This is a genomic window from Eubacterium xylanophilum ATCC 35991, from assembly GCF_000518685.1.
In the GTDB taxonomy this organism is placed as follows: domain Bacteria; phylum Bacillota; class Clostridia; order Lachnospirales; family Lachnospiraceae; genus Eubacterium_F; species Eubacterium_F xylanophilum.
Genome location: NZ_KI912470.1, coordinates 201186 through 221443, shown reverse-complemented (window position 1 = coordinate 221443; position 20258 = coordinate 201186). Strand labels below are relative to the sequence as shown.

The 20258-nt window shown below is 39.9% G+C and carries 23 protein-coding genes; all 23 read right to left on the bottom strand.

The window, feature by feature from the left end:
* Positions 1-29: 29 nt before the first annotated feature.
* The 23 genes from L877_RS12740 to L877_RS0108135 all read right to left on the bottom strand — a co-directional run bounded on the left by L877_RS12740 (position 30) and on the right by L877_RS0108135 (position 20229).
* The gene (locus tag L877_RS12740; protein WP_034785437.1) at positions 30-356 is read right to left on the bottom strand and encodes a hypothetical protein; all 327 of its coding nucleotides are present in this window, start codon (positions 354-356) and stop codon (positions 30-32) included.
* Between the two features lie 23 nt (positions 357-379).
* On the bottom strand, positions 380-865 hold the full coding sequence (locus L877_RS0108240; protein ID WP_026835653.1) for a chemotaxis protein CheD: 486 nt from the start codon (positions 863-865) through the stop codon (positions 380-382).
* Entirely contained in the window at positions 865-1326 is a 462-nt protein-coding gene (locus tag L877_RS0108235; RefSeq protein ID WP_156923016.1) for a chemotaxis protein CheW, read from the bottom strand. Before L877_RS0108235 ends, L877_RS0108240 begins: the two co-directional genes overlap by 1 nt.
* A 15-nt stretch (positions 1327-1341) precedes the next feature.
* A complete protein-coding gene (locus L877_RS0108230; RefSeq protein WP_026835651.1) occupies positions 1342-3426 on the bottom strand; it encodes a chemotaxis protein CheA in 2085 nt (694 codons plus the stop codon).
* 63 nt (positions 3427-3489) lie between these two features.
* Complete coding sequence (cheB, locus tag L877_RS0108225; protein ID WP_051437764.1) at positions 3490-4575, bottom strand: chemotaxis-specific protein-glutamate methyltransferase CheB; 1086 nt, start codon at positions 4573-4575, stop codon at positions 3490-3492.
* 13 nt (positions 4576-4588) lie between these two features.
* Positions 4589-5338 carry a flagellar brake protein gene (locus L877_RS0108220; RefSeq protein WP_026835649.1) on the bottom strand — a complete coding sequence of 250 codons (750 nt, stop codon included), beginning with the start codon at positions 5336-5338 and terminating at the stop codon, positions 4589-4591.
* Positions 5339-5351: 13 nt separating this feature from the next.
* A complete protein-coding gene (locus L877_RS0108215; protein ID WP_034785435.1) occupies positions 5352-6254 on the bottom strand; it encodes a MinD/ParA family protein in 903 nt (300 codons plus the stop codon).
* Entirely contained in the window at positions 6254-7561 is a 1308-nt protein-coding gene (locus L877_RS0108210) for a flagellar biosynthesis protein FlhF (protein ID WP_026835647.1), read from the bottom strand. Before L877_RS0108210 ends, L877_RS0108215 begins: the two co-directional genes overlap by 1 nt.
* Positions 7558-9594, bottom strand: coding sequence for a flagellar biosynthesis protein FlhA (gene flhA / locus L877_RS0108205; protein ID WP_026835646.1), 2037 nt, complete (start codon positions 9592-9594; stop codon positions 7558-7560). Before flhA ends, L877_RS0108210 begins: the two co-directional genes overlap by 4 nt.
* A gap of 36 nt (positions 9595-9630) precedes the next feature.
* Entirely contained in the window at positions 9631-10731 is a 1101-nt protein-coding gene (gene flhB / locus L877_RS0108200) for a flagellar biosynthesis protein FlhB (RefSeq protein ID WP_026835645.1), read from the bottom strand.
* Positions 10732-10746: 15 nt separating this feature from the next.
* Positions 10747-11523: a flagellar biosynthetic protein FliR gene (gene fliR / locus L877_RS0108195; RefSeq protein ID WP_026835644.1), complete on the bottom strand. Its 777-nt coding sequence runs from the start codon at positions 11521-11523 to the stop codon at positions 10747-10749.
* A gap of 20 nt (positions 11524-11543) precedes the next feature.
* Positions 11544-11813 (bottom strand): flagellar biosynthesis protein FliQ, encoded by a 270-nt coding sequence (gene fliQ / locus L877_RS0108190; RefSeq protein ID WP_026835643.1) that lies wholly within the window; start codon positions 11811-11813, stop codon positions 11544-11546.
* A 37-nt stretch (positions 11814-11850) separates the two neighbouring features.
* The gene (gene fliP, locus L877_RS0108185) at positions 11851-12705 is read right to left on the bottom strand and encodes a flagellar type III secretion system pore protein FliP (RefSeq protein ID WP_026835642.1); all 855 of its coding nucleotides are present in this window, start codon (positions 12703-12705) and stop codon (positions 11851-11853) included.
* Positions 12706-12729: 24 nt separating this feature from the next.
* A complete protein-coding gene (locus L877_RS0108180; protein WP_026835641.1) occupies positions 12730-13077 on the bottom strand; it encodes a flagellar biosynthetic protein FliO in 348 nt (115 codons plus the stop codon).
* Between the two features lies 1 nt (position 13078).
* Positions 13079-13441: a response regulator gene (locus L877_RS0108175; RefSeq protein WP_026835640.1), complete on the bottom strand. Its 363-nt coding sequence runs from the start codon at positions 13439-13441 to the stop codon at positions 13079-13081.
* 19 nt (positions 13442-13460) lie between these two features.
* Entirely contained in the window at positions 13461-14636 is a 1176-nt protein-coding gene (gene fliY, locus L877_RS0108170) for a flagellar motor switch phosphatase FliY (RefSeq protein WP_026835639.1), read from the bottom strand.
* A 6-nt stretch (positions 14637-14642) separates the two neighbouring features.
* Complete coding sequence (gene fliM, locus L877_RS0108165) at positions 14643-15620, bottom strand: flagellar motor switch protein FliM (protein ID WP_026835638.1); 978 nt, start codon at positions 15618-15620, stop codon at positions 14643-14645.
* Between the two features lie 63 nt (positions 15621-15683).
* The gene (locus L877_RS0108160) at positions 15684-16196 is read right to left on the bottom strand and encodes a hypothetical protein (protein ID WP_026835637.1); all 513 of its coding nucleotides are present in this window, start codon (positions 16194-16196) and stop codon (positions 15684-15686) included.
* Between the two features lie 12 nt (positions 16197-16208).
* On the bottom strand, positions 16209-17153 hold the full coding sequence (locus L877_RS0108155) for an OmpA/MotB family protein (RefSeq protein ID WP_026835636.1): 945 nt from the start codon (positions 17151-17153) through the stop codon (positions 16209-16211).
* Positions 17154-17957, bottom strand: coding sequence for a motility protein A (locus L877_RS0108150; protein ID WP_026835635.1), 804 nt, complete (start codon positions 17955-17957; stop codon positions 17154-17156). It abuts the gene before it with no gap.
* A gap of 24 nt (positions 17958-17981) precedes the next feature.
* The gene (locus L877_RS0108145) at positions 17982-18170 is read right to left on the bottom strand and encodes a flagellar FlbD family protein (protein WP_026835634.1); all 189 of its coding nucleotides are present in this window, start codon (positions 18168-18170) and stop codon (positions 17982-17984) included.
* Between the two features lie 141 nt (positions 18171-18311).
* Complete coding sequence (locus tag L877_RS0108140; RefSeq protein ID WP_026835633.1) at positions 18312-19757, bottom strand: flagellar hook protein FlgE; 1446 nt, start codon at positions 19755-19757, stop codon at positions 18312-18314.
* Positions 19758-19839: 82 nt separating this feature from the next.
* The gene (locus tag L877_RS0108135) at positions 19840-20229 is read right to left on the bottom strand and encodes a TIGR02530 family flagellar biosynthesis protein (protein WP_034785433.1); all 390 of its coding nucleotides are present in this window, start codon (positions 20227-20229) and stop codon (positions 19840-19842) included.
* Positions 20230-20258: the final 29 nt, after the last annotated feature.

Below are 20258 nucleotides of genomic sequence, written 5' to 3'. Positions count from 1 at the left end.
CTACCTTTCTCTATCCCTTGTATTTCACACTATTCACTTGCTTCTTCAGGCTCTTCTTCGGAATCCGAGTGGTACTTGGCATTTCTCGCTTTTCTCGCCTCTTCTTTCCTTTGCTTTGCAAGTTCAGCTTCCTCATAAACTTGTCTCTCCCGCTCAGCCTTCAGAGCTGCCTCACGCTCGACAACCACCTTACCAATTGCCTGCGCAAATATCTGCCCCAGAATATAGAAAATAATCAGCACAACGGCCAATATTCCCAAAGCCCTTAACACATCCCACCGCTGTACAATGCTTATAATGCAACATATAAAACCAGCAAGTAACATTACAAATGCGGGAATAAACTTATATTTCATAAAACCACCATTTCCATTAACAACTATATTATACTCTGTTCTCCCATCGCCGTCCTAATTTTCAATTCTCCATTAGACGGATCAAATTCAAGTGTGCGACCATAGTCTCCACCCACATCTTCGGCAACAATAGGAATACTATTATTCTCTAAAAATGTTCTGACGGCCTCAACATTTTGCGCACCAATATTTATCAAAGGATTGTCCTGTGATTCGCCAAACATACAAGCTCCACCTGCAATCTTTGCAATAAGTTCAGTCTTGTGACCCCCCGACTCAAGCAAGCTTTCAATCATGCGACTTAAGCAAATATCTGCGAATTTAAGTTTGTTATTCTCCTGTGGAAACTTGGTGCTATCTGGCATCATAACATGTGCCATGCCACAAGTTTTCGTAGATTTATCATATATAATAACACCTACACAAGAGCCAAGCCCGATAGTTACTATCTTCTGTGGACTTTTGCAAATCTTAAACTCTGACAATCCAACTGTAATACTGTCTTTCATCAAACCTTTTGCTCCCCTACTACATTTTGGATATCAAGCAATGAAATCAATTCCTTGCCATATTTTCCAATTCCTGAAAGATATCCTGCAGTCCTCTCATCGAGTTTGAAATTTGGTATTTCAATATCACCAACTTCTAAATTTACAACTTCGCTAACTTGATCGACGATAATTCCCACAAGTGACTGATCTTCCAACTTGAGAATAATAATACGAGTTGCATTACTGTATTCCTTTTCTTCAATTCCAAATCTCTTTCTCAAGCTCATCACAGGAACAACTTCACCTCGAAGGTTAATCACTCCGACATAATAGTCCTGAGACCTTGGAACTCTTGTTATTCTAGGGATACGCACTATGCTCTCAACAACATCAATGTTTATTCCATATTGCTCGTTATCAAGATTGATTACGATATATTGAATCTCTTCTTCAATCTGGTTTTCCAATACTTCATCCATAATTCATACCCCTCCTTACATCATTGTATTTGTATCAAGAATCAATGCAACTTCACCATCACCGAGAATAGTAGCTCCGCTAAACAATTTTTCACAGGTGATATAATGACCCATAGATTTGATAACTGTCTCTTGTTGTCCTATCAATCCATCAGTAATCAATCCAAGTCTCTGATCGCCCTTCTTGACAACCACCACGATAAATTCCTCTTGCTCTTCCGCCTCTTCATCCACACAGAGAACTTCTCTCATGCGAACAACCGGAATTACACTTCCTCTCAGATTAATTACTTCTTTGGACTGAACCAACTTTATATCATCCGGGCTAATATTTTCTATTGTATCAATATTTCCCAGTGGAATTGCATACTTTTCATTTGCAACCACAATCATCAATGCTTGAATAATAGCCAGAGTCAGTGGAAGTTGAATTGTAAATGTACTTCCCTCACCCTTGACAGTCTTGGCATCGATACTTCCGCCCAGAGCTTCGATTTTGGTCTTAACTACATCAAGACCTACACCTCGACCAGAGATGTCAGATACCTTATCTGCAGTAGAGAAACTTGGCTTAAAAAGTAAGTCTATATAGTCTTTCTCAGTCATCGTCTCCGCTTGCTGCTCCGTGATTGTTCCCTTCTCCAAGGCTTTTTTCTTGATCTTTTCTATATCAATTCCGCCGCCATCATCTCGTACCTCAATAGTTACATTGTTACCTTCTTGATAGGCATCTAGGTAAATAGATCCCACTTCTGGTTTTCCAAGCTTAACGCGCTCTTCATTACTCTCAAGTCCGTGATCGGCTGAGTTTCTCAAAAGATGCATTAACGGATCCCCCAGCTCATCAATAACAGTTCTATCAAGCTCTGTATCTTCACCGGACATATATAATTCCATCTTCTTGTCCAGTTTTCTATTCAAGTCACGAATCATACGAGGAAAACGGTTTACTACCGTCTCAATAGGTACCATTCGAACTTTCATAACCGACTCATGAAGATTGGTTGTAATTCTCTCTAAGTACTCTAGATTTTCATTAAATACCGAATTGCCCTCAAATGCAGCCATTTCCTCGGTACCCCTGACAGAAATCAGACCATTCTTGGCAATGATAAGTTCACTAACCAGATTCATAAGAACATCCAACTTGTCGATATCCACACGAACTGATCTGCTGGCAACTTTCCCTTTACTTCCATGTGAAGTTTTCTTAGGAGCAGCCTCTCCGCCACTTTTTTCTTCTTTTTGAGACTTATCTGCCGGCTTTTCTTCCTTAACCTCTTCTTCGGCAGGTGTAGAGTAATTGAACTCTCCAACTCTGACCTGTGCAACCTCGGATACACTCATACCAGCTTTCTCTATTTCCTCTGCTGTCGACTTCGATGCGATAATCCAACTGAAATCAAAATCAAATTCTTCATCCTCAATTTCCTCGATTGTCGGAACTGACTTTATGAGCTCACCCTTAGTTTCAAGGTTTTTAAATACGAGAAATGCTCTGGCAGCTTTTAATATACAAGATTCTTGCAGATAAACAGTTACACCATATATTTTATGGCCATCCTGCTTGGCAGCTTCAATAGCAAGGATATCAGATTCATTTACCTCAATCTTTGCATATTTATCGAGATCAGAAACACTTGTCTCTGTCTTCTTGTCCTCGCTCTTTGTCTCTGTTTTGGCACCTGTCGATGCATCATCAGCGCCACCGCCTGTCTGCTCTTTGATAATATTATTGATGTCATTTATAATATCCTCATTATCCTCAGTACCCTCTTCACCGGTGGATGATATGACATCAAGATACTGTTCCAAGGCATCAAGTCCACGAAACATGATATCCACAAGTTTGCTATTGGCCTTCATGTTGCCATTTCTAATCTCAGTAAAGGCATTCTCCAGATCATGAGTCAATCTCTGCATTCTGGTAAATCCCATAGTACCGGACATTCCTTTGAGAGTATGAGCCGCACGGAAAATCTCATTAATAGTATCTTCATTCTCCGGGTCCTTCTCCAGCACAAGGATATGTTCATTAAGAGCTTGCAAATGCTCCTTTGTCTCATCAATAAATAACTCTAAATATTGACTTGTATCCATCTTACCCTCCGTTCTGCCGACTTGCTTTGAGGTCTGGCTATTGATTATTTGATCCCTTTTATACTACGAATAAATCCTGTTCATAATAGTCTTTGTTATTTCTCCGATATCTGCCACATCATCAGCAATTTTGGCTGACACAACCGCCTTTGGCATACCATAAATAACACAAGTTTTTTCACTTTGTCCCACAATATATGCGTCAATATTCTCTTTGACCTTCTTAAGTCCAGAACAAGCATCTGTTCCCATTCCGGTGAGAACCGCCGCATAAATATTCTTAATCTTTGCATCCAATGCTGATTCAAGGAAAACATCCGCACATGGTCTGAGTCCTCCTCTGACCTCTCCCTTCTCGACATTAAATGCATAAGTTCCGTCATCTCTTTTTATGAGTCTAGTCTGATATCCACCTTTGCAAATATATATATTTCCTCTGCAAAGCTGCATATCATTGGCAGTCTCCATAACTTTACAATAACTCTTATCATTGAGTCGATCTGCAAGAGACTTGGTAAAACCGGATGGCATGTGTTGAACAACCACAACCGGATATGGAATATCTTCCGGAAATAGCGGAATAACATCCTGCAAAGCCTTAGGACCACCTGTAGATGTAGCAATAAAAATAATCGTATCACTAAACATCACATCGTCGTCACTCAGCGGAATATTTTTCTTCTTCACCACTTCCGCTTTTTCCACACGGTCAAAGGAATTTCTAATTGTATCTGCCACATTATACACTGATGTGCAGGCAAGTATCCCCCTGAGCTCATTGGTAAAAGCCTCTGCATTGTCTTTGCCAATTCGCGTGGGCTTTTTGATAAAATCATATGCTCCAAGTTCCAGTCCGATAATTGTCTCCTTTGTACTTCTGGAGGCAAGCGAACTAGACAGAATAACGGGAATTTTATAATTATGTTCTCCCATATACTTCAAGAATTCCAATCCGTTCATCTTCGGCATATGGATGTCCAATATTATAAAATCATATTTGATTCCTTTTTCAAGCAATTCTACACCTTCGAGGCCGTTGGCGGCACAATCAATAACCTCGAATCCCTCGATATTATTAATTATATCACTCAATACCCTTCTCATGAGTGCAGAATCGTCTATTACGAGTATTTTTTTATTTATAGGCATATGTAAATCTCCTCTACTTTTTCAGCCTTCTCTTCTGCTCGTCAAAAATAAACTTTATTACTTCTTCCTGTTTTCTGTTTTCTAAACTCTCAAACTCGCACCTTATCTCATAATCTCTGGTACTATCCGGTATATACTCATCTGCAATAACTCTTGCAAATGATCTAAATACCTTATCTCCCACCATATTTCCAAGAGGTATTTCTACCTCTATTGTCGATTGCGGCTTGACATCAGCTGCACACTGAAATCTTCCGCCACCACCGCTTATATCTGACAACATTGCATCAATCCAGATTTTCTCAATCTTTTCGATTTGCTCCTCGCATTCAATCTTATCAGCAATGCTGTTAAAATTGTTCATCTTCAATCTATATCTCAAGACTTCTTCGGGTTCAGTAACAATTCTAAATCTCATCTCCATCATGTAATCCAGTCTATAGAATTGTCTTCTTTGATTCTTGACGATATCAGTATCCAACCTAACCTCTAACAAGTATGTTGTTCCCTCTTTAAATCTCCTGATTATCGTTCCTCTGCTGAGATTAATTCCTCTTGATGAGAGAAATGTTATCTCATATTCGTCACCTATTTCCAAAGGAATAATTTTCCCCTCATAAATAGGCATAGCAATTCTAAGAGTTGCATTGCCATCATAATCAAGCAACTGACTCCTATAAATTTTATCCGATAATTTTGCTCTCGCAGCGCTCTTAATGTGCTGCAACTCAATCCTGTCACCAATCCTAATTTTCTCGTTCATTATCTGTCTCCTATCATTTATTTTCTTTCTTTAATGATAACCTTATTAAGCGGGAAAATACCCGGACCATTCCAATTGGATTCTCTGGCTCTTCTTGAATATTTTCAAGTTTTCTAGCTATTTCTCCAATTGCTTTTGCTGATTTTGCATTTGGTATGCTAATGCTTATCGGCGCTTGTTTCATAATTGCTTTTTGCATATCTCTGTCATATGGAACTGATCCCAACTCTTCAATTCCGATATCCAAAAACTTATCAACAACTATGCCGAATTTCTTATATAATTCCACTGCCTCACTCTCGTTATTAACCTGGTTCGCAACCAACTTTACAGTTGTATTATCAGCTCTGTCTCTGATTTTGCGGTTGAGCGTTTTAAGCAGCGCATATGCGTCTGTAATTGATGTTGGTTCCGGTGTTGCCACGAGGAGAATCTCTTCACTTGCGGCCACAAATTCAAGAACCATATCACTAATACCTGCCCCTGTGTCAACAATAATAACATCTGCCAGCTGATCTAACTCAATCAACTTATGTACTAGAGAATAAATCTGGTCTTTTGTGAGATTCGACAATTCGTGAATTCCCGATCCACCTGATATGAATCCCACGTTTTCCGGACCATAGGTAATAATATCCTTGATATTTTTACCTCTGTACATTAAATCGGCCAAATTATATATAGGTCTAACCCCCAACATTATCTCTATGTTTGCCAAACCTATGTCTGCATCGAATACGATGACTCTCTTGCCCATTCTGCTGAGTTGTATCGCAAGGTTAACAGACAAGCTGCTCTTGCCAACTCCTCCCTTTCCACTGGTGACAGTAATTACTTTTGCCACCTTGGCATTTGTTTCTCGCTTTTCGGAGGCTTGGCTTTTCAACATTTTACGAAGCTTTTCAGCCTGATCCATTATGAATTACCTCCTAACAGTTTCTTGGCAATTTTCTGTGCGTCAACAATGCCTATGTCCTCCGGAACATTTTGTCCCCATGTGACATATGATAGTGGCTTGCCGGTATATTCTCTCATGTTTAGCATAACCCCCGATGAAGAGGTTTCATCCAGTTTAGTAAAAATCATGCTATAATCCGTGATTTTGGAATATACATCTGCTATTTCCTTTAAATCATTGTACTTTGTAGCTGCATTTAGCACAAGATATACTTCTCTCTGATTCAAAGGAATCATATCTATTAACTTCTGAAGCTCGCCGAGCTGCTCCTTGTTCTTATGAGAGCAACCTGCGGTATCTATCAGACAGTATTCATATTGATCCATCTGTGTTATCATATCATCCAGACGATCTCCCTTCCCCTCTGTATAAGCAATTTCCAGGGGAATATTTAAAATATTCGCATAAGTTTTTAACTGCTCAACAGCCGCAATTCTGTATGTATCTGCTGTAATTAGCGCAATATTTTTCTCATCCTCAATCTTAAGCTTTGATGCAATCTTGGCGATTGTAGTCGTCTTACCTACACCGGTAGAACCAAGGAAAAATACATATCTGCACTTCTTGTCTTCCTTCTTTCCATTCTTGCCGGACTCCTTCTTTGCTTCTCTTATATCATAAGGTTGTCCAAGCATGAGAATGATTTTTTGATAAATCACACCTAGAATCTGATCCAGTGCCGCATCCTTAGGCAGTGACTTGTCAATCTCCTCTATGAGATTCTTAGCAATCTCTTCATCTACCTCATTTTTCACCATTTGCTTGCAAATCAGAGACTTGCAAGCTTCAGCTTTACTGACACCTCGGTCTTTCTGAGAGTCCTTGTCGTCTTTTTTATCCTCATCCTTCTTCTCATCTTGGTCAGATTTTTCTTGTTCCTTGACATTTTCACTCTTCTTGTTATCAGACATCTGCTTCTCGATGATTTTTTGAAGGCTATCAAGCTTCTCCTCTATAGTAGGATTGTCCTTGTCTTTCTCCTTGGAATCAGCGATAATATCAGGGATATATGCCTCTGCAGCCAAATCAATGGTATTGCCTGCCTTGGCCTTCTGATTCCCATCTGACTGAGCTTTGTTGGCTTTATAATCTATATTTTCTTCAAGCGCAGCCGTCACTTCAACTTTACCTTTGACAAAAAACTTGAAAAGTCCCTTGGGCTTTGTCTTCTTGATATTAAGGACAACAGCATCTTTGCCAAGTTCCTGCTTTGCAAGTTCAATCGCCTCATCTTCAGTTTTAGAAATAAACTTTTTTATTATCATTCAACTGTCACCATCCCAACTGATTGAAGTTCTACCTCAGAAGCAATCTCATTATATGACAAAACATGCAAATTAGGAAATTGCTCTCTCGTTAAATGTTTAAAGTACATTCGCACGATAGGCGATGTAATAATAATCGGCGTCTTACCAAGATCATCAAGCTTGCTGCTCTCTTCTCTGAGAGACTCAAAAATCTTGCTGGTATATTCAGGATCTAAAGCTAGATATGCCCCCTGCTCTGTCTGCTTAACAGAATCCATTATCTCCTGTTCAACCTTTGGATCAAGTGTTATAACGCTTGTGGCTTCATTTCCATTGAAATATTTATTGGAAATAGCCGCTTTGAGACTCTGTCTTGCATATTCTGTCAGAACGTCTGTATCGTGTGTCGTAGACGCATAATCCGCCAAAGTCTCAAATATTGTAATCAAATCTCTAATGGAGATGCCCTCCATAAGAAGATTTTGAAGAACCTTTTGTATCTCACCTACATTCAAAAGCTTAGGCACAAGCTCGTTGACAAGTGTCTCGTTGGCTTCCTTGACATTGTCGATGAGATTCTGAACATCCTGCCTTGTGAGCAACTCATGCAAGTGAGATCTGATAATCTCCATGAGATGCGTTGCAATGATTGAAGGTGGATCCACCACTGTATATCCCAGTGCCTCTGCTCGCTCCCTCTGGGATTCTGTAATCCAGATGGCAGGCAAGTGGAATGAAGGCTCAAAAGTAGGAATACCCGTTAGCTCTTCCTCTATAAATCCAGGATTCATCGCCATATAGTGATCGAAGAGAATCTCTCCCTCACTTATAGGCACACCCTTGATCTTAATAACATACTGGTTCGGATTGAGCTGAATATTGTCTCGCAAACGAATCATAGGAACCACGCAACCGAGTTCCAGAGCAATCTGTCGTCGTATCATAACAACACGATCGAGCAAATCTCCCCCCTGTTGCACATCGGCTAATGGGATGATTCCATAACCAAACTCAAGCTCAATCATATCAACCTTAAGCAATGTACTGACATTCTCCGGCCTTCGAATCTCCTCTGCAGACTCTTCTTCCTCGCTGACTTCCATGGCCGTTTCCTCTTGCTCGAGCTCGTTGGACATAACTCTCGAGGCAACTATAAAAGCAATACCATATGCGCAGAATATAATAATATTCATCGGAGTAAATATTCCGAGTCCAATCAGTGCAACTCCTACAATAATCAAAACTTTTGGAGTTCCTAAGAGTTGCTTTTGCAATATTCCACCGATATCAGCTTCCTTAGATCCCTTGGTTACAAGTACACCTGTAGCCAAACTTATCATAAGAGACGGAATCTGACTGGTAAGTCCGTCACCGATAGTGAGAATTGAATATGTCTGGAGTGCCGTACCGGCATCCATTCCATTCATCAAAATACCGATGAGAAGTCCTCCCACAAAGTTAATTAACGTTATGACAAGACCAGCTGTGGCATCTCCCTTAACATACTTAGTAGCACCATCCATGGAACCAAAAAAAGCCGATTCCTCCTGAATTTTTTCTCGCCTTGCTTTGGCTTCCTCATCTGTTATCGCACCTGTATTGAGGTCAGCGTCAATTGCCATCTGTTTACCCGGCATGGCATCCAGTGTAAATCTGGCTGTTACCTCAGATACACGCTCAGAACCCTTATTTATTACCATCAACTGCATGATAATAAGGATGATAAATACAACGAATCCAACTACCAGATTACCTCCACCAACGAAGTTTCCAAATGTACTTACTACATTTCCCGCATCTCCATTTAGCAGAATATTTCTCGTGGAACTTACATTAAGCGACAACCTAAAAAGTGTTGTGAGAAGGAGCAATGTTGGAAACGATGACATGTCAAGGGGTTCCTTGGCAAATAATGAATTAAAAAGTATTATCATGGAGAGGGATATATTAAGGGTAAATAAAATATCCAAAAGGGTTAGGGGAACTGGAATAATGAGACACAAAATAGGAATCAACACAAACGCTCCAAGCATTATGTCCATTCTTTTCATCGCCGTTCCGCCTCCCTTCTCTCACTTTATTTAATACTAGGATACTTTGCCCTGTAATTCGTATACATATGCAAGTATCTCTGCTACCATCTGATACAACTCCGGTGGAATCTGGTCACCCAACTCCACGTTGTAATACAACATACGCGCCAATGGCTTGTTCTCAACAATCTCTATATTGTTATCATATGCAGAATTCTTGATTTTTTCGGCCAGATAATCCGCACCCTTTGCCAGTACAATAGGCGCCTCCGCCAAATCCCTGTCATACTTGAGTGCCACTGCCAAGTGGGTCGGGTTTGTGATGACCACATCTGCCTCAGGAATACTTTGCATCATTCTTCTTCTTGATACTTCCATCATCTTGTTGCGAATTCTGCTTTTAATCTGAGGATTACCCTCAGTATTCTTGTATTCATCCTTAACTTCTTGCTTAGACATCCTCATATCCTTGCGGAACTTATGCTTTTGATACATATAATCCACTACGGCAATAATGAGAAATACTACGCATATTTTTAAACCTGTATTCAATACAGTATCAACTACCAAACTTACTGCCGGAATCAAATCCAGCCTATAAATATTAACTATTAATCCCCACTCATCCTGAAGAGATGTATATACAACATAAAATAGTACAATCAGCTTAACTACCGACTTTACCAATTCAAAAAGTTTGTCCTTGGAAAAGAGCTTTTTCATACCCGATATGGGATTGAGCTTGCTAAACTTTGGTTGAAGCGGTTTCATGGTGGGCTGCCATTTTACTTGATATACATTGGCAACAAAGCCTCCCAAAAGCAACATACCCATTATAGGGAGCGTCACTATCAACATCTCTCTTCCGCCGAAGGTCAGCGCATTCATCGCTCTCCCCACATTAAAGTCAAAAGCATACTCATCTAAATGACCATAATAATATTTAAAAACTCCAAGGATTCGATCAGAAGTCATTCCGCCGAATATTTTCATATAAGCAAAGAAAATAGTCAGCAAAACTGCCACTCCGATGTCCTGACTTTTGGCTACCTGGCCTTCTTTTCTGGCATCTTCTAATTTTTTGGGGGTGGCTTCTTCAGTTTTTTCTCCGCCGTCACCGCCTGCGGCAAAGAATTGGAGATCTAAATCAAGCATTTCCCTTCACCATACCTATCTCGTCGGGGTAAAGTACTTATACATATCCACAATGATGGACTTCATCTGCTCCATTATAAAGTTGGCAACTGTCGGAATTGTATTCAGGACAATCATCAGTACTACAATTCCCGCCAGCACCTTGAGCTGCATACCCACAACAAACATATTCATCTGAGGCGCTGCTCTTGTGAGAACGCCCAAAACAACATTAATCACTAACATACATGCAAATACCGGAAGAACAATCCTAAATCCGACGATAAAATAGTTCGTTATAAACTCTATCGTCATAGATGCAAGATCGCCATTAAACACCGCTTTGCCAACAGAAAAATACTTAAAGGCATCCGTAATAGCCCTTATAACCACATAATGCATATTGGTTGCCATCAAAACAAGCATAACCAAATAATTATAAATCGAACCGGAAACAGTAACCTGAATCCTAGTAGATGGATCAAACATAGAAGCCATGGATAGCCCCATCTCCATGTCCATCAAGTTTCCGGCAAAACTCACGATATACATTGCAAAATTGCACATAAACCCAAGCATCATTCCCACGGCAGCTTCCTGGATAACCAAGGACGAAAATCCCAGCACTCCTGTATAGCTAACTTTTTCAACCGGAATAATCTGTATAATAAATATCGCGAGCATTATGCTCAAAACAGCTTTTACCCGTCTTGGCACCGTCTGATAACTAAAAAATGGCGCCGCAAGTATAAAAGCTGAAACCCGTATTAATACTAACAGGTAAAATTCCAAATGTTCTACAGTAAAATTCATACTCTCAAACCATTTCTATATCAGTTTACATATGCAGCGAAACTCTGGCATAATTCAGTCAGAAAATCCTTGCAATTATTCATAATCCAACCTCCGGCTAAGAGCAATGTCACAAAAATCGCAATTAGCTTCGGAACAAACGTCAATGTCTGCTCCTGAATAGAAGTGACTGTCTGGAAAATACTGATTATAAGTCCCACTATAAGGGATACGAGCAACAACGGCGCGGAACATTTTATAATGAGCATAATCATCTTATATGAAATTTCAACAACATCTGCTTCTGTCATGAACTATCTCCTCCTGGTTTTTTAGGAAAATATTCCGCTAATAAAACGTCTTGACAAGTTGACCGATTATCAAATTCCAACCATCTGCCAATACAAATAGCAATATCTTAAATGGCATGGAAATTGTCGTCGGCGGCAGCATCATCATTCCCATAGACATGAGAGTAGATGATACTATCATATCAATTACAATAAATGGTAGATATATCAAAAAACCTATTATAAAAGCTGTTCTCAACTCACTTATCATAAATGATGGAATGAGGACCATGGTTGGTATGTCTTCTTTGGATGTAATCTCAGCATTTTTGCCTTCGATTTCCAAGAAGAGCTTGATATCCGACCTATTGGTCTGCTTGAACATAAACTCTCTTATAGGCTTTAATCCCGCATTTAATGCTTCTTCCTGCTTGATTTCTCCCTTTTGAAAAGGTTGAACACAGTCTTTATTAACCTGATTAATTACAGGTGACATAATGAATAACGTCAAAAACAACGCTAACCCAACCAAAACTTGATTGGGGGGCGTAGTTTGCGTTCCCAACGCAGAGCGGACAAAGTGTAGCACCACGATTATCCTCGTGAACGACGTCAACATAATAAGAATTGATGGCGCAATAGACAAAACTGTCAATACGAGGACCATCTGCAAAGTGGCAGATAAACTCGACGTTCCTGCATTGGTAGTTATATTAAATTCAAAATTCTCAGGGTCATCTGGATCCTGAACTTCTCCTTTCGTGCTTCCTCCTATTTCGTTTACATTGGCATTGGAGCTGACTCCCTTAGCAGCATATACCATTGCATCCGAAAAAAAGGTCAATATACACAATACTAAACAAAGAGGTATTACTTTGCATATTAGTATAATCGCCCTTTTGTTCTTTCTCATCTCTATAAACCTTTTTCCTTATAATTATTTATTTTCTTTGTTCACACCTGATATTGCCTTAGAAATTACATCCTTAAATGATATATCTCTATTAATCTCAGGTGGCGTCAAGTCCAATTGATCTTCTTCTAAGGATGTTAAAAAGGTTATATTGTCCTTAGAAATACCGATAGCATAGTACTTGCTACCCAATTGAACTATCTGTATATATTTGTTAGGACCAATTTTGAAAGTCTCTAGAACTTTAATATTCTTGGTCCGAGCTTGCAATGCTCCACTACCGGCAATCCACTTGGTTGCATAGTAAGTTGCCACAAGAATCAATACAAAGATGATGATTGTAGCAATAAGCTGTAAAATATTCTCTCCCATTCTATCCTATCGCCTTCTTAACGGCCTCGATAACTCGGTCAGCTTGGAAAGGCTTTACGATAAAATCCTTGGCTCCGGACTGGATTGACTCAATAACCATGGCCTGCTGACCCATGGCTGAACACATAATTATATTCGCAGCTGAATCAATCTCCTTGATTTTCTTGAGTGCTTGAATCCCATCCATCTCTGGCATAGTAATATCCATCATAACGAGATCCGGTTTAGTTTCATTGTATTTTTCCACTGCCTTGATGCCATTCTCTGCTTCCGCAGCAACATCATAACCATTCTTAGTTAATATGTCTTTAATCATGACTCTCATGAAAGCAGCATCATCACATATTAGAACACTTTTTGCCATTATAATCTTTCCTCCGTAATCATTCTTTGATAATCTCTGTCACTCTAACACCAAAACTTTCTTCTATTACTACAACCTCACCAAGAGCAATGAATTTTCCATTGACAAGCACATCAATCGGTGCGCCTGCCAACTTATCAAGCTCTATAATTGTTCCTGGTGAAAAATCTAATATCTCTTTAATAGATTTACTTGTTCTTCCGAGCTCAACTGTAACCTCAAGTGGCACATCCATAATCAGATCGATGTTTTCTGGTGCAATTCCGCCCATATTTTGAATAGGCACAAATGATTGAAATTGCGCCGGTTGAACATTCAACTCCTGCTGTGGCGCTGCAACATATGGTTGTTGCATCATACCTTGATTTGCAGGCATTCCCTGTGGTGGTGTCGCCTGTGGCTGAGCACTTACCGGGTCTGGCATTGGTGCCGGTGCAGGTTCTGGTACTGGTGCCGGTTCTTCCGCTTCTCCTCCGGCCATATTACTTGTGAACCTATCATAAATCATTCTAACAAAATCTATCGGATACAACTGAACAATCTCGCTATCCACCAAGTCACCTATTGTCATTCTAAATGACACCTGAACAAAAGTTTTATCTTTCATATCTTCGAGACCTTCGATCTCGATTTGATCTTGGTCAAAATCAACTTTTACAGAAGTAGGCGGACTTATATCTACCACCTCGTCAAGCATAGATGACATAGATGTTGCAGCCGAGCCCATCATCTGGTTCATCGCCTCGCATATAGCGCTGAGGTGCAACTCTGTCAACTCTGCTTCTGTATTAGTTCCATCTCCTCCCATCATGAGATCCGTAATGACTTTTACATCTCTCTCTTTGATGATAAGAACATTTCTTCCCTGTAAACCACTCTTATATGAAATATATATAAATACACATGGTGCTTCCGACAACCCTTTGAGATCTTCCAACTTGATATATGACAAGCTAGGTGTAGTAATCTCAACTCTATTGTTGACAAGAACTGACAACGTTGTCGCAGCTGTTCCCATGCTTATATTGGCAATTTCACCTAATGCATCGCTCTCATCGGAAGACAAACGTACTTCCTCGCCAGCGCCCTCTGCTGGAGCTGAATCCCCTTCAGCAGCAACCGGTTCCACCGGTTCGTCAGCCTCCATACTGCCGAGAAGTGCATTGATTTCTTCTTGCGATAACATTCCGTCCATAGCACTTTACTCCTCTCTATATATTGACTTGATCTTCACTGCATAAGAATCATCAACAGCTCCCGGAACAGCCGAGAACTTCTTAATATTTCCCACGTAAACATCAAGATCATCATCTACTTTGGTGTTGATTTTAATAATATCACCTACCTGCATATGCATGAAATCATTAACAGAGATAACACTTTTACCCATGATTGCCCTGACAGGAATCTTGGCTTTATTAATATTTTCCTCTATGATTTCTCTATACATCTCATCGTCCTTAGACTCTGTAGTCGAATACCAATACTTAGTATTAATCTTATCGATTACAGGCTCGACAACTGAGTATGGAACGCATATATTCATAAGTCCTTCAACATCCCCGACCTTTATACTCATAGTCACAATACTAGTCATCTCATTAGGGGAAATAAATTGAACAAATTGAGAATTTGTCTCAATCCTATCAAGAGAAGGATCAATTTCCAGAACATTTTCCCATGGCTCTACTAAAAGATTTGTGCAAACAATCATGATTCTCTCGATGATATTAAGCTCTATCTCCGTAAAATCTCTTGTCTTTTCTATCGGCAGTCCAAATCCACCAAGCATTCGATCTACCATGGTATACCCCAACCCACTGGCAAGTTCTATAATTATATTGCCTTCAAGAGGACGAAAATTCACTATACCAAGCAAAACAGGATTCAATAACGAATTGGAAAACTCCTGAAATGTAGTCGCCTCCGAGTGCATAACCTCCACCTGAACATTTTTTCTAAGATAAACAGGTAAATTTGTGGAAAGCAATCTTGCATAGTGTTCAAATATGAACACGAGCGTCCTAAGATGGTCTTTGGAAAACTTGGATGGTCTGGCAAAGTTATAATCCTTGACTTGGACTTCATCCTCGGTTCCTGCGCTATTCGGATCAAATTCTCCGTTACTCATAGCTGATAACAAGTTGTCAATTTCGCTTTGGGACAAGACGTCTCCCATAAATCTCACCTCACTTGTCTTTATTATACCACATATTGTGAATAATACAAATTATTTCTCAAATTATTGGAACATGTATCCTTTCAGAGATATTCTGACAATACATTCTGACTTATAGAACTCCTTGACTTTTTCAAGAGCTTTTTCCTTGATTTTGGTCTCGTCAAGAGTCTGAATCGTCTCCTGAGAAATAACTTCCTTCACAATGTCAGATATATAGACACCAGACCCCTTAACCGATGCGGATATGTCATCATAGTCATCCGCCTTTGTGTTAAAGGACACTGTTACACCTTCAAGTATTACAAAATGAGCTTCTGTATCACTCTGATCTCTCTTCAAATTGATTGTCTGTTTATTTTCAAATGTTATATCATAAGGCTCTAAGTCCGTAACCTCATAACCTTTGCTCTGTCCTGTCTCCTCAAGTTCCAAGTCCACTGCTGTAGCAACTTTATCAACCAAATTATTGGTTTTATTCATGGCAGGTACCACTGAGAAAACAAGTACCATAGTCAACACTAAGTTTAATACTGTTGATGCTGCAATTATAATTGTCAAAATGTTCTTTTTCATGATCTACCTCCACTAATCTTCTGTATAAATCTTAATCTCTACACGCCTATTCTTGGCTCTTCCTTCTGCCGTTTTGTTGGATGCAACTCTGTCATACTGGCTTCTACCTGTTGCCTCCAGTTTTTTTGGCGATAATCCTTTTTTATCTACAAAATATTCGAATACGTTAGTTGCTCTGGCAGTTGACAACCACATGTTGTTCTTGAATCTTCCACTGCTAATCGGAACATTATCCGTATGCCCCTCTATACGTATTCTCTTATCTCCATAAATCCTTAAGATGTCTCCCACTTTACTCAGAATCGGAATGGCCGATTTCTTAATCTGATCATCTCCAGAATCAAACAAAACTGCACCGCTGAGGCTGATCTGCACATACTGGAACTTCTCATCCATATTCACATTGATCATATCCTCAATCTTCTTATCTCCGGCCTTTTCTGCAACCTCTTCGTACATCTCTTCGGTCTTCTTTTTGAGTTTAGCCAGTTCTTCATCCTTTAGCTTCTCAAGATCAGTTTTATCTGCTGCGGCCTGCTGGTTCTCATCAGTCTTGTTCTTATCCCCCGGCCTATCATTGTCATCGATATTCTGATTATGATTAGGATTATACTCATCCTTGCCTTCTTCTTTGTTCTTACCGGTTACTGAAGCATCGGTCTTAGTCTCTTCTTCATTACCCGATTTGTCAAATTCATCAAAGTACTGCTCAAGCTTTATCTTGAATGTAGTCCCATCAGAAACAAAAGCACCTTCTCCGACAGTACTTCCACCACCACTAAAAATATCAATACTTTCCGACAGTGATGTAACGATCGCTTCATACTTATCCGCATCTACAGTTGACATCGAAAACAACAACACGAAAAAGCACAAAAGCAAATTCATAAGATCCGCAAAAGTGCTAATCCATCCTCCTCCAGCTGATTCTGGTTCCGCTTTCTTTTTTCGAGCCATTTACTCACCGCCTTGTTCAGAACTCTCTCCGCTCATTCCTTCTCTAAGCTTTGGAGCAAGGAATGCTTTGAGCTTTTCTTCGATAACTCTTGGGTTTTCTCCCGCTTGAATCGAGAGTATACCCTCGCATATTACTTCTTTGAGCATAATCTCTTTGGCATTTATCGCCTTGAGCTTCGTCGAAATGGGAATACCAATCCAGTTTGCAAGAAGCGAACCATACAATGTTGTAATCAACGCAACTGCCATGTTTGGTCCGATAGAACTTGGATCATCCAAAAGCTTAAGCATGTTGATAAGTCCAATCAGTGTACCAATCATTCCCCATGCAGGACCCATAGCTGCCAAATTATCCCAAAATGCACATACTTTCATATGACGTGCCTCGATACAGCCAAGATCAGCCTCCAAGATACTGGCAACAAGTTCTTGATCCGTACCATCGACAATTAACATAAGACCCTTTTTCATGAATTCATCTTCAATGTTGGATGCCGACTCCTCTAACTGGAGAAGTCCCTCTTTTCTGGCCACATTGGCCAAGTCAATAATAGTCTGGATAGTCTCCTGCTCATTTCCCTTTGGTGGTTTCATGATAATACCTGCCGACTTAAGACAGTTGATAAAGTCTCCAAAATCGTCTCTCATAGTCAACATACACATCAAGGAACCGACAACAACGATAAGGAACGAAGGAGTATCCCAAAAATTTCCAAGTGCGGCCATACCCTGGTCACCAGATACGATTCCATATACCACCGCGCCCGCGCATCCTATCAAACCTATAATAGATGCTAAATCCATTATGTTCACCACCTTAATTATCTGTTATTTATTCGAAAAAATCCTATTCTTATATTCAATAATCATATCAGTTATTTCCTGTCGACTTTCCATGACAACCAGCTTTTTCCCGGTCGTCAGTGAAATCACCGTATCAGGCGTCTCATCAACAGTCTCTATCAAATCACAATTCAAAGAAAAAACTTGTCCATTCATTCTCGTCAACTCAATCATAGAATATCACTCCTATTATGCTAGATTACAACTGTAGAATAATCAGCCCACACAATACCTATTTAATTATACCACAAACGTAAAGAAAAGGGAAACAAAAAGTTTCCCTTTTCCGATAATTTTTCAATATTTTTATATTTTTTATCTCTTGAGGTTGATGAGCTCTTCAAGCATTGAATCAGATGTGGTTATAGTTCTTGAATTAGCCTGGAATCCACGCTGAGTTGTAATCATGTTAGTAAACTCTGTGGCCAAGTCAACATCTGACATTTCAAGTGCTCCGATAGAAAAGCTTCCAAGTTCTGAGATGTCCTTGCCTATTCCATCAAACTCTCCTGAGTTAAGAGTGGCTGCAAACAGACTATTTCCAACTGCCTCAAGGCCAGAAGGATTTGCAAAAGATGCAACTGCAATCTGTCCCAAGAGTTTGTCGTCGCCATTGTCATAAACAGCATAAATCTTTCCATCCGGATTGATTGTAAAGCCATTAATAGAACCTGCCGAATTACCTGCATTGTATCCATCAACATCGCCTCTCTCAGAATTGACTGCACTGTTTCCGCTAGATGCAAACATTGTAAGAGCTGAGAAGTCAATGTCAATTCCTCCAACCGGGAACGGATTATTGGTAGCTGCGCCGTCATTTAACTTGAGATTGAGTTTGCCCTCTGACTCTCCTGTCACACTGACAAATGCTCCTGTAGCTCCGTTGAAAGTAAGCAAAGCATCGCTCTTATCAAACGTAACTGTTCCATCCGGATCAACTGTATATGAAAGATCATTTCCCGCAAAATTCACATACTGCTCAGTGCTGACATAAGTTTTATTTCCCGCCTCGTCCAAAGTCTCCTGCTTGAGAATCGAAACGCCGTTATTGTCAAGGATATCAGACACCCCAAGGCTATACTCTGTATCAGTTGTCTCATTGGATTTCATGGTTGTGAGCTTGGCAGTATAGTAGTTTCCAAGGCTATCATAAAATCCCATGGCAATTGGATAACCGGCTCCATTAACGTCATATTGAACAAGTGGATCCTTGCTGTCAATATTACCTGACAATGTCACTGCTGACGTGGATTGTGGATCAATATTCTTGTTCTCAGGGGACATGAGTTTTATTGTGTCAACTGTATCCTTGCGGATATTGTTTCTCTCATCTACTCCCCAGCCAAGAACTGAAGCTCCATTTGTTGTACAATAAAGTGTTCCGGAAGCATCAACATCAAAGCATCCAGACTTTGTAAAGTACGTCTCTGTTCCGCTCTTTACGATGAAGAACGCATCTCCATTGATCATAAGGTCCATTCCACGGTCTGTACGACTTGTAGCGCCTGTTCCGCTCATGTTTACGCTTACAGCCGCAACATTGGAACCAAGACCGATTTGAACAGCATTCTTACCCGCTGCACCTGTATCTGCGTTAGGACCTGACGCACTCTGAGTTGTCTGATAAAAAACGTCTGTGAAGTTAACAGAACTTGATCTAAATCCAACTGTATTTACATTTGAAATATTATTACCAATAACATCCATCTTTGTCTGATGTACTTTCAATCCGGATACGCCGGACCACAATGATCTCATCATAATGATCACCCTTCCTTTCACTTGGTAGAGGTTCTATCTGGCATTCAAGAACCTCTCATGCCTCCTCAAAAGGGCCAGCATGTCAATTTATAACCGCTCCATCGATGTTTGTAAAAATTGCCTTTTCAGTGTCATTCACTGCTGTGACAATAGTCTTTTTCTGAACATTTACGATAAAAGCAAGATCGTCTACCATAACCAAAGATTCCTTCATCCCCTTCTCTTTGGCTCGTTCCGTGGCATCTTCAAGCCGTTGCCTCTGAGAATCAGTCATGGAAATGTTCCGCGTCTCAAGTCTCTTAGACGCATGTTTGGAAAACTTCACTTGGTTTTCCATCTCTAGAAAAACATCTTTAAAAGACTCTTCCGTCTTTGTCTTCTCCTCATTTCTAGTCGATACATGAGGATTGGTCGATATCTTATCTCTAATCTCATCAATGGAAGCATAGTTATTATTTAATATGTTCATCATATTAACCACCTCCAATTTGTAGAGAAAAC

What these genes read in the sequence shown, in the direction of transcription:
- L877_RS0108145 (WP_026835634.1), bottom strand. Translation starts at nt 18,170, where the DNA reads ATGATTGAGTTGACGAGAATGAATGGACAAGTTTTTTCTTTGAATTGT.
- fliP (WP_026835642.1), bottom strand. Translation starts at nt 12,705, where the DNA reads ATGAGAAAGAACAAAAGGGCGATTATACTAATATGCAAAGTAATACCT.
- L877_RS0108180 (WP_026835641.1), bottom strand. Translation starts at nt 13,077, where the DNA reads ATGGGAGAGAATATTTTACAGCTTATTGCTACAATCATCATCTTTGTA.
- flhA (WP_026835646.1), bottom strand. Translation starts at nt 9,594, where the DNA reads ATGAAAAGAATGGACATAATGCTTGGAGCGTTTGTGTTGATTCCTATT.
- L877_RS0108220 (WP_026835649.1), bottom strand. Translation starts at nt 5,338, where the DNA reads ATGAACGAGAAAATTAGGATTGGTGACAGGATTGAGTTGCAGCACATT.
- L877_RS0108210 (WP_026835647.1), bottom strand. Translation starts at nt 7,561, where the DNA reads ATGATAATAAAAAAGTTTATTTCTAAAACTGAAGATGAGGCGATTGAA.
- L877_RS0108135 (WP_034785433.1), bottom strand. Translation starts at nt 20,229, where the DNA reads ATGATGAACATATTAAATAATAACTATGCTTCCATTGATGAGATTAGA.
- flhB (WP_026835645.1), bottom strand. Translation starts at nt 10,731, where the DNA reads ATGCTTGATTTAGATCTCCAATTCTTTGCCGCAGGCGGTGACGGCGGA.
- L877_RS0108160 (WP_026835637.1), bottom strand. Translation starts at nt 16,196, where the DNA reads ATGAAAAAGAACATTTTGACAATTATAATTGCAGCATCAACAGTATTA.
- L877_RS0108140 (WP_026835633.1), bottom strand. Translation starts at nt 19,757, where the DNA reads ATGATGAGATCATTGTGGTCCGGCGTATCCGGATTGAAAGTACATCAG.
- L877_RS0108150 (WP_026835635.1), bottom strand. Translation starts at nt 17,957, where the DNA reads ATGGATTTAGCATCTATTATAGGTTTGATAGGATGCGCGGGCGCGGTG.
- L877_RS0108175 (WP_026835640.1), bottom strand. Translation starts at nt 13,441, where the DNA reads ATGGCAAAAAGTGTTCTAATATGTGATGATGCTGCTTTCATGAGAGTC.
- L877_RS0108155 (WP_026835636.1), bottom strand. Translation starts at nt 17,153, where the DNA reads ATGGCTCGAAAAAAGAAAGCGGAACCAGAATCAGCTGGAGGAGGATGG.
- fliQ (WP_026835643.1), bottom strand. Translation starts at nt 11,813, where the DNA reads ATGACAGAAGCAGATGTTGTTGAAATTTCATATAAGATGATTATGCTC.
- fliR (WP_026835644.1), bottom strand. Translation starts at nt 11,523, where the DNA reads ATGAATTTTACTGTAGAACATTTGGAATTTTACCTGTTAGTATTAATA.
- L877_RS0108215 (WP_034785435.1), bottom strand. Translation starts at nt 6,254, where the DNA reads ATGGATCAGGCTGAAAAGCTTCGTAAAATGTTGAAAAGCCAAGCCTCC.
- fliM (WP_026835638.1), bottom strand. Translation starts at nt 15,620, where the DNA reads ATGGGAGACGTCTTGTCCCAAAGCGAAATTGACAACTTGTTATCAGCT.
- L877_RS0108230 (WP_026835651.1), bottom strand. Translation starts at nt 3,426, where the DNA reads ATGGATACAAGTCAATATTTAGAGTTATTTATTGATGAGACAAAGGAG.
- L877_RS0108235 (WP_156923016.1), bottom strand. Translation starts at nt 1,326, where the DNA reads ATGGATGAAGTATTGGAAAACCAGATTGAAGAAGAGATTCAATATATC.
- L877_RS0108240 (WP_026835653.1), bottom strand. Translation starts at nt 865, where the DNA reads ATGAAAGACAGTATTACAGTTGGATTGTCAGAGTTTAAGATTTGCAAA.
- L877_RS12740 (WP_034785437.1), bottom strand. Translation starts at nt 356, where the DNA reads ATGAAATATAAGTTTATTCCCGCATTTGTAATGTTACTTGCTGGTTTT.
- fliY (WP_026835639.1), bottom strand. Translation starts at nt 14,636, where the DNA reads ATGGACGGAATGTTATCGCAAGAAGAAATCAATGCACTTCTCGGCAGT.
- cheB (WP_051437764.1), bottom strand. Translation starts at nt 4,575, where the DNA reads ATGCCTATAAATAAAAAAATACTCGTAATAGACGATTCTGCACTCATG.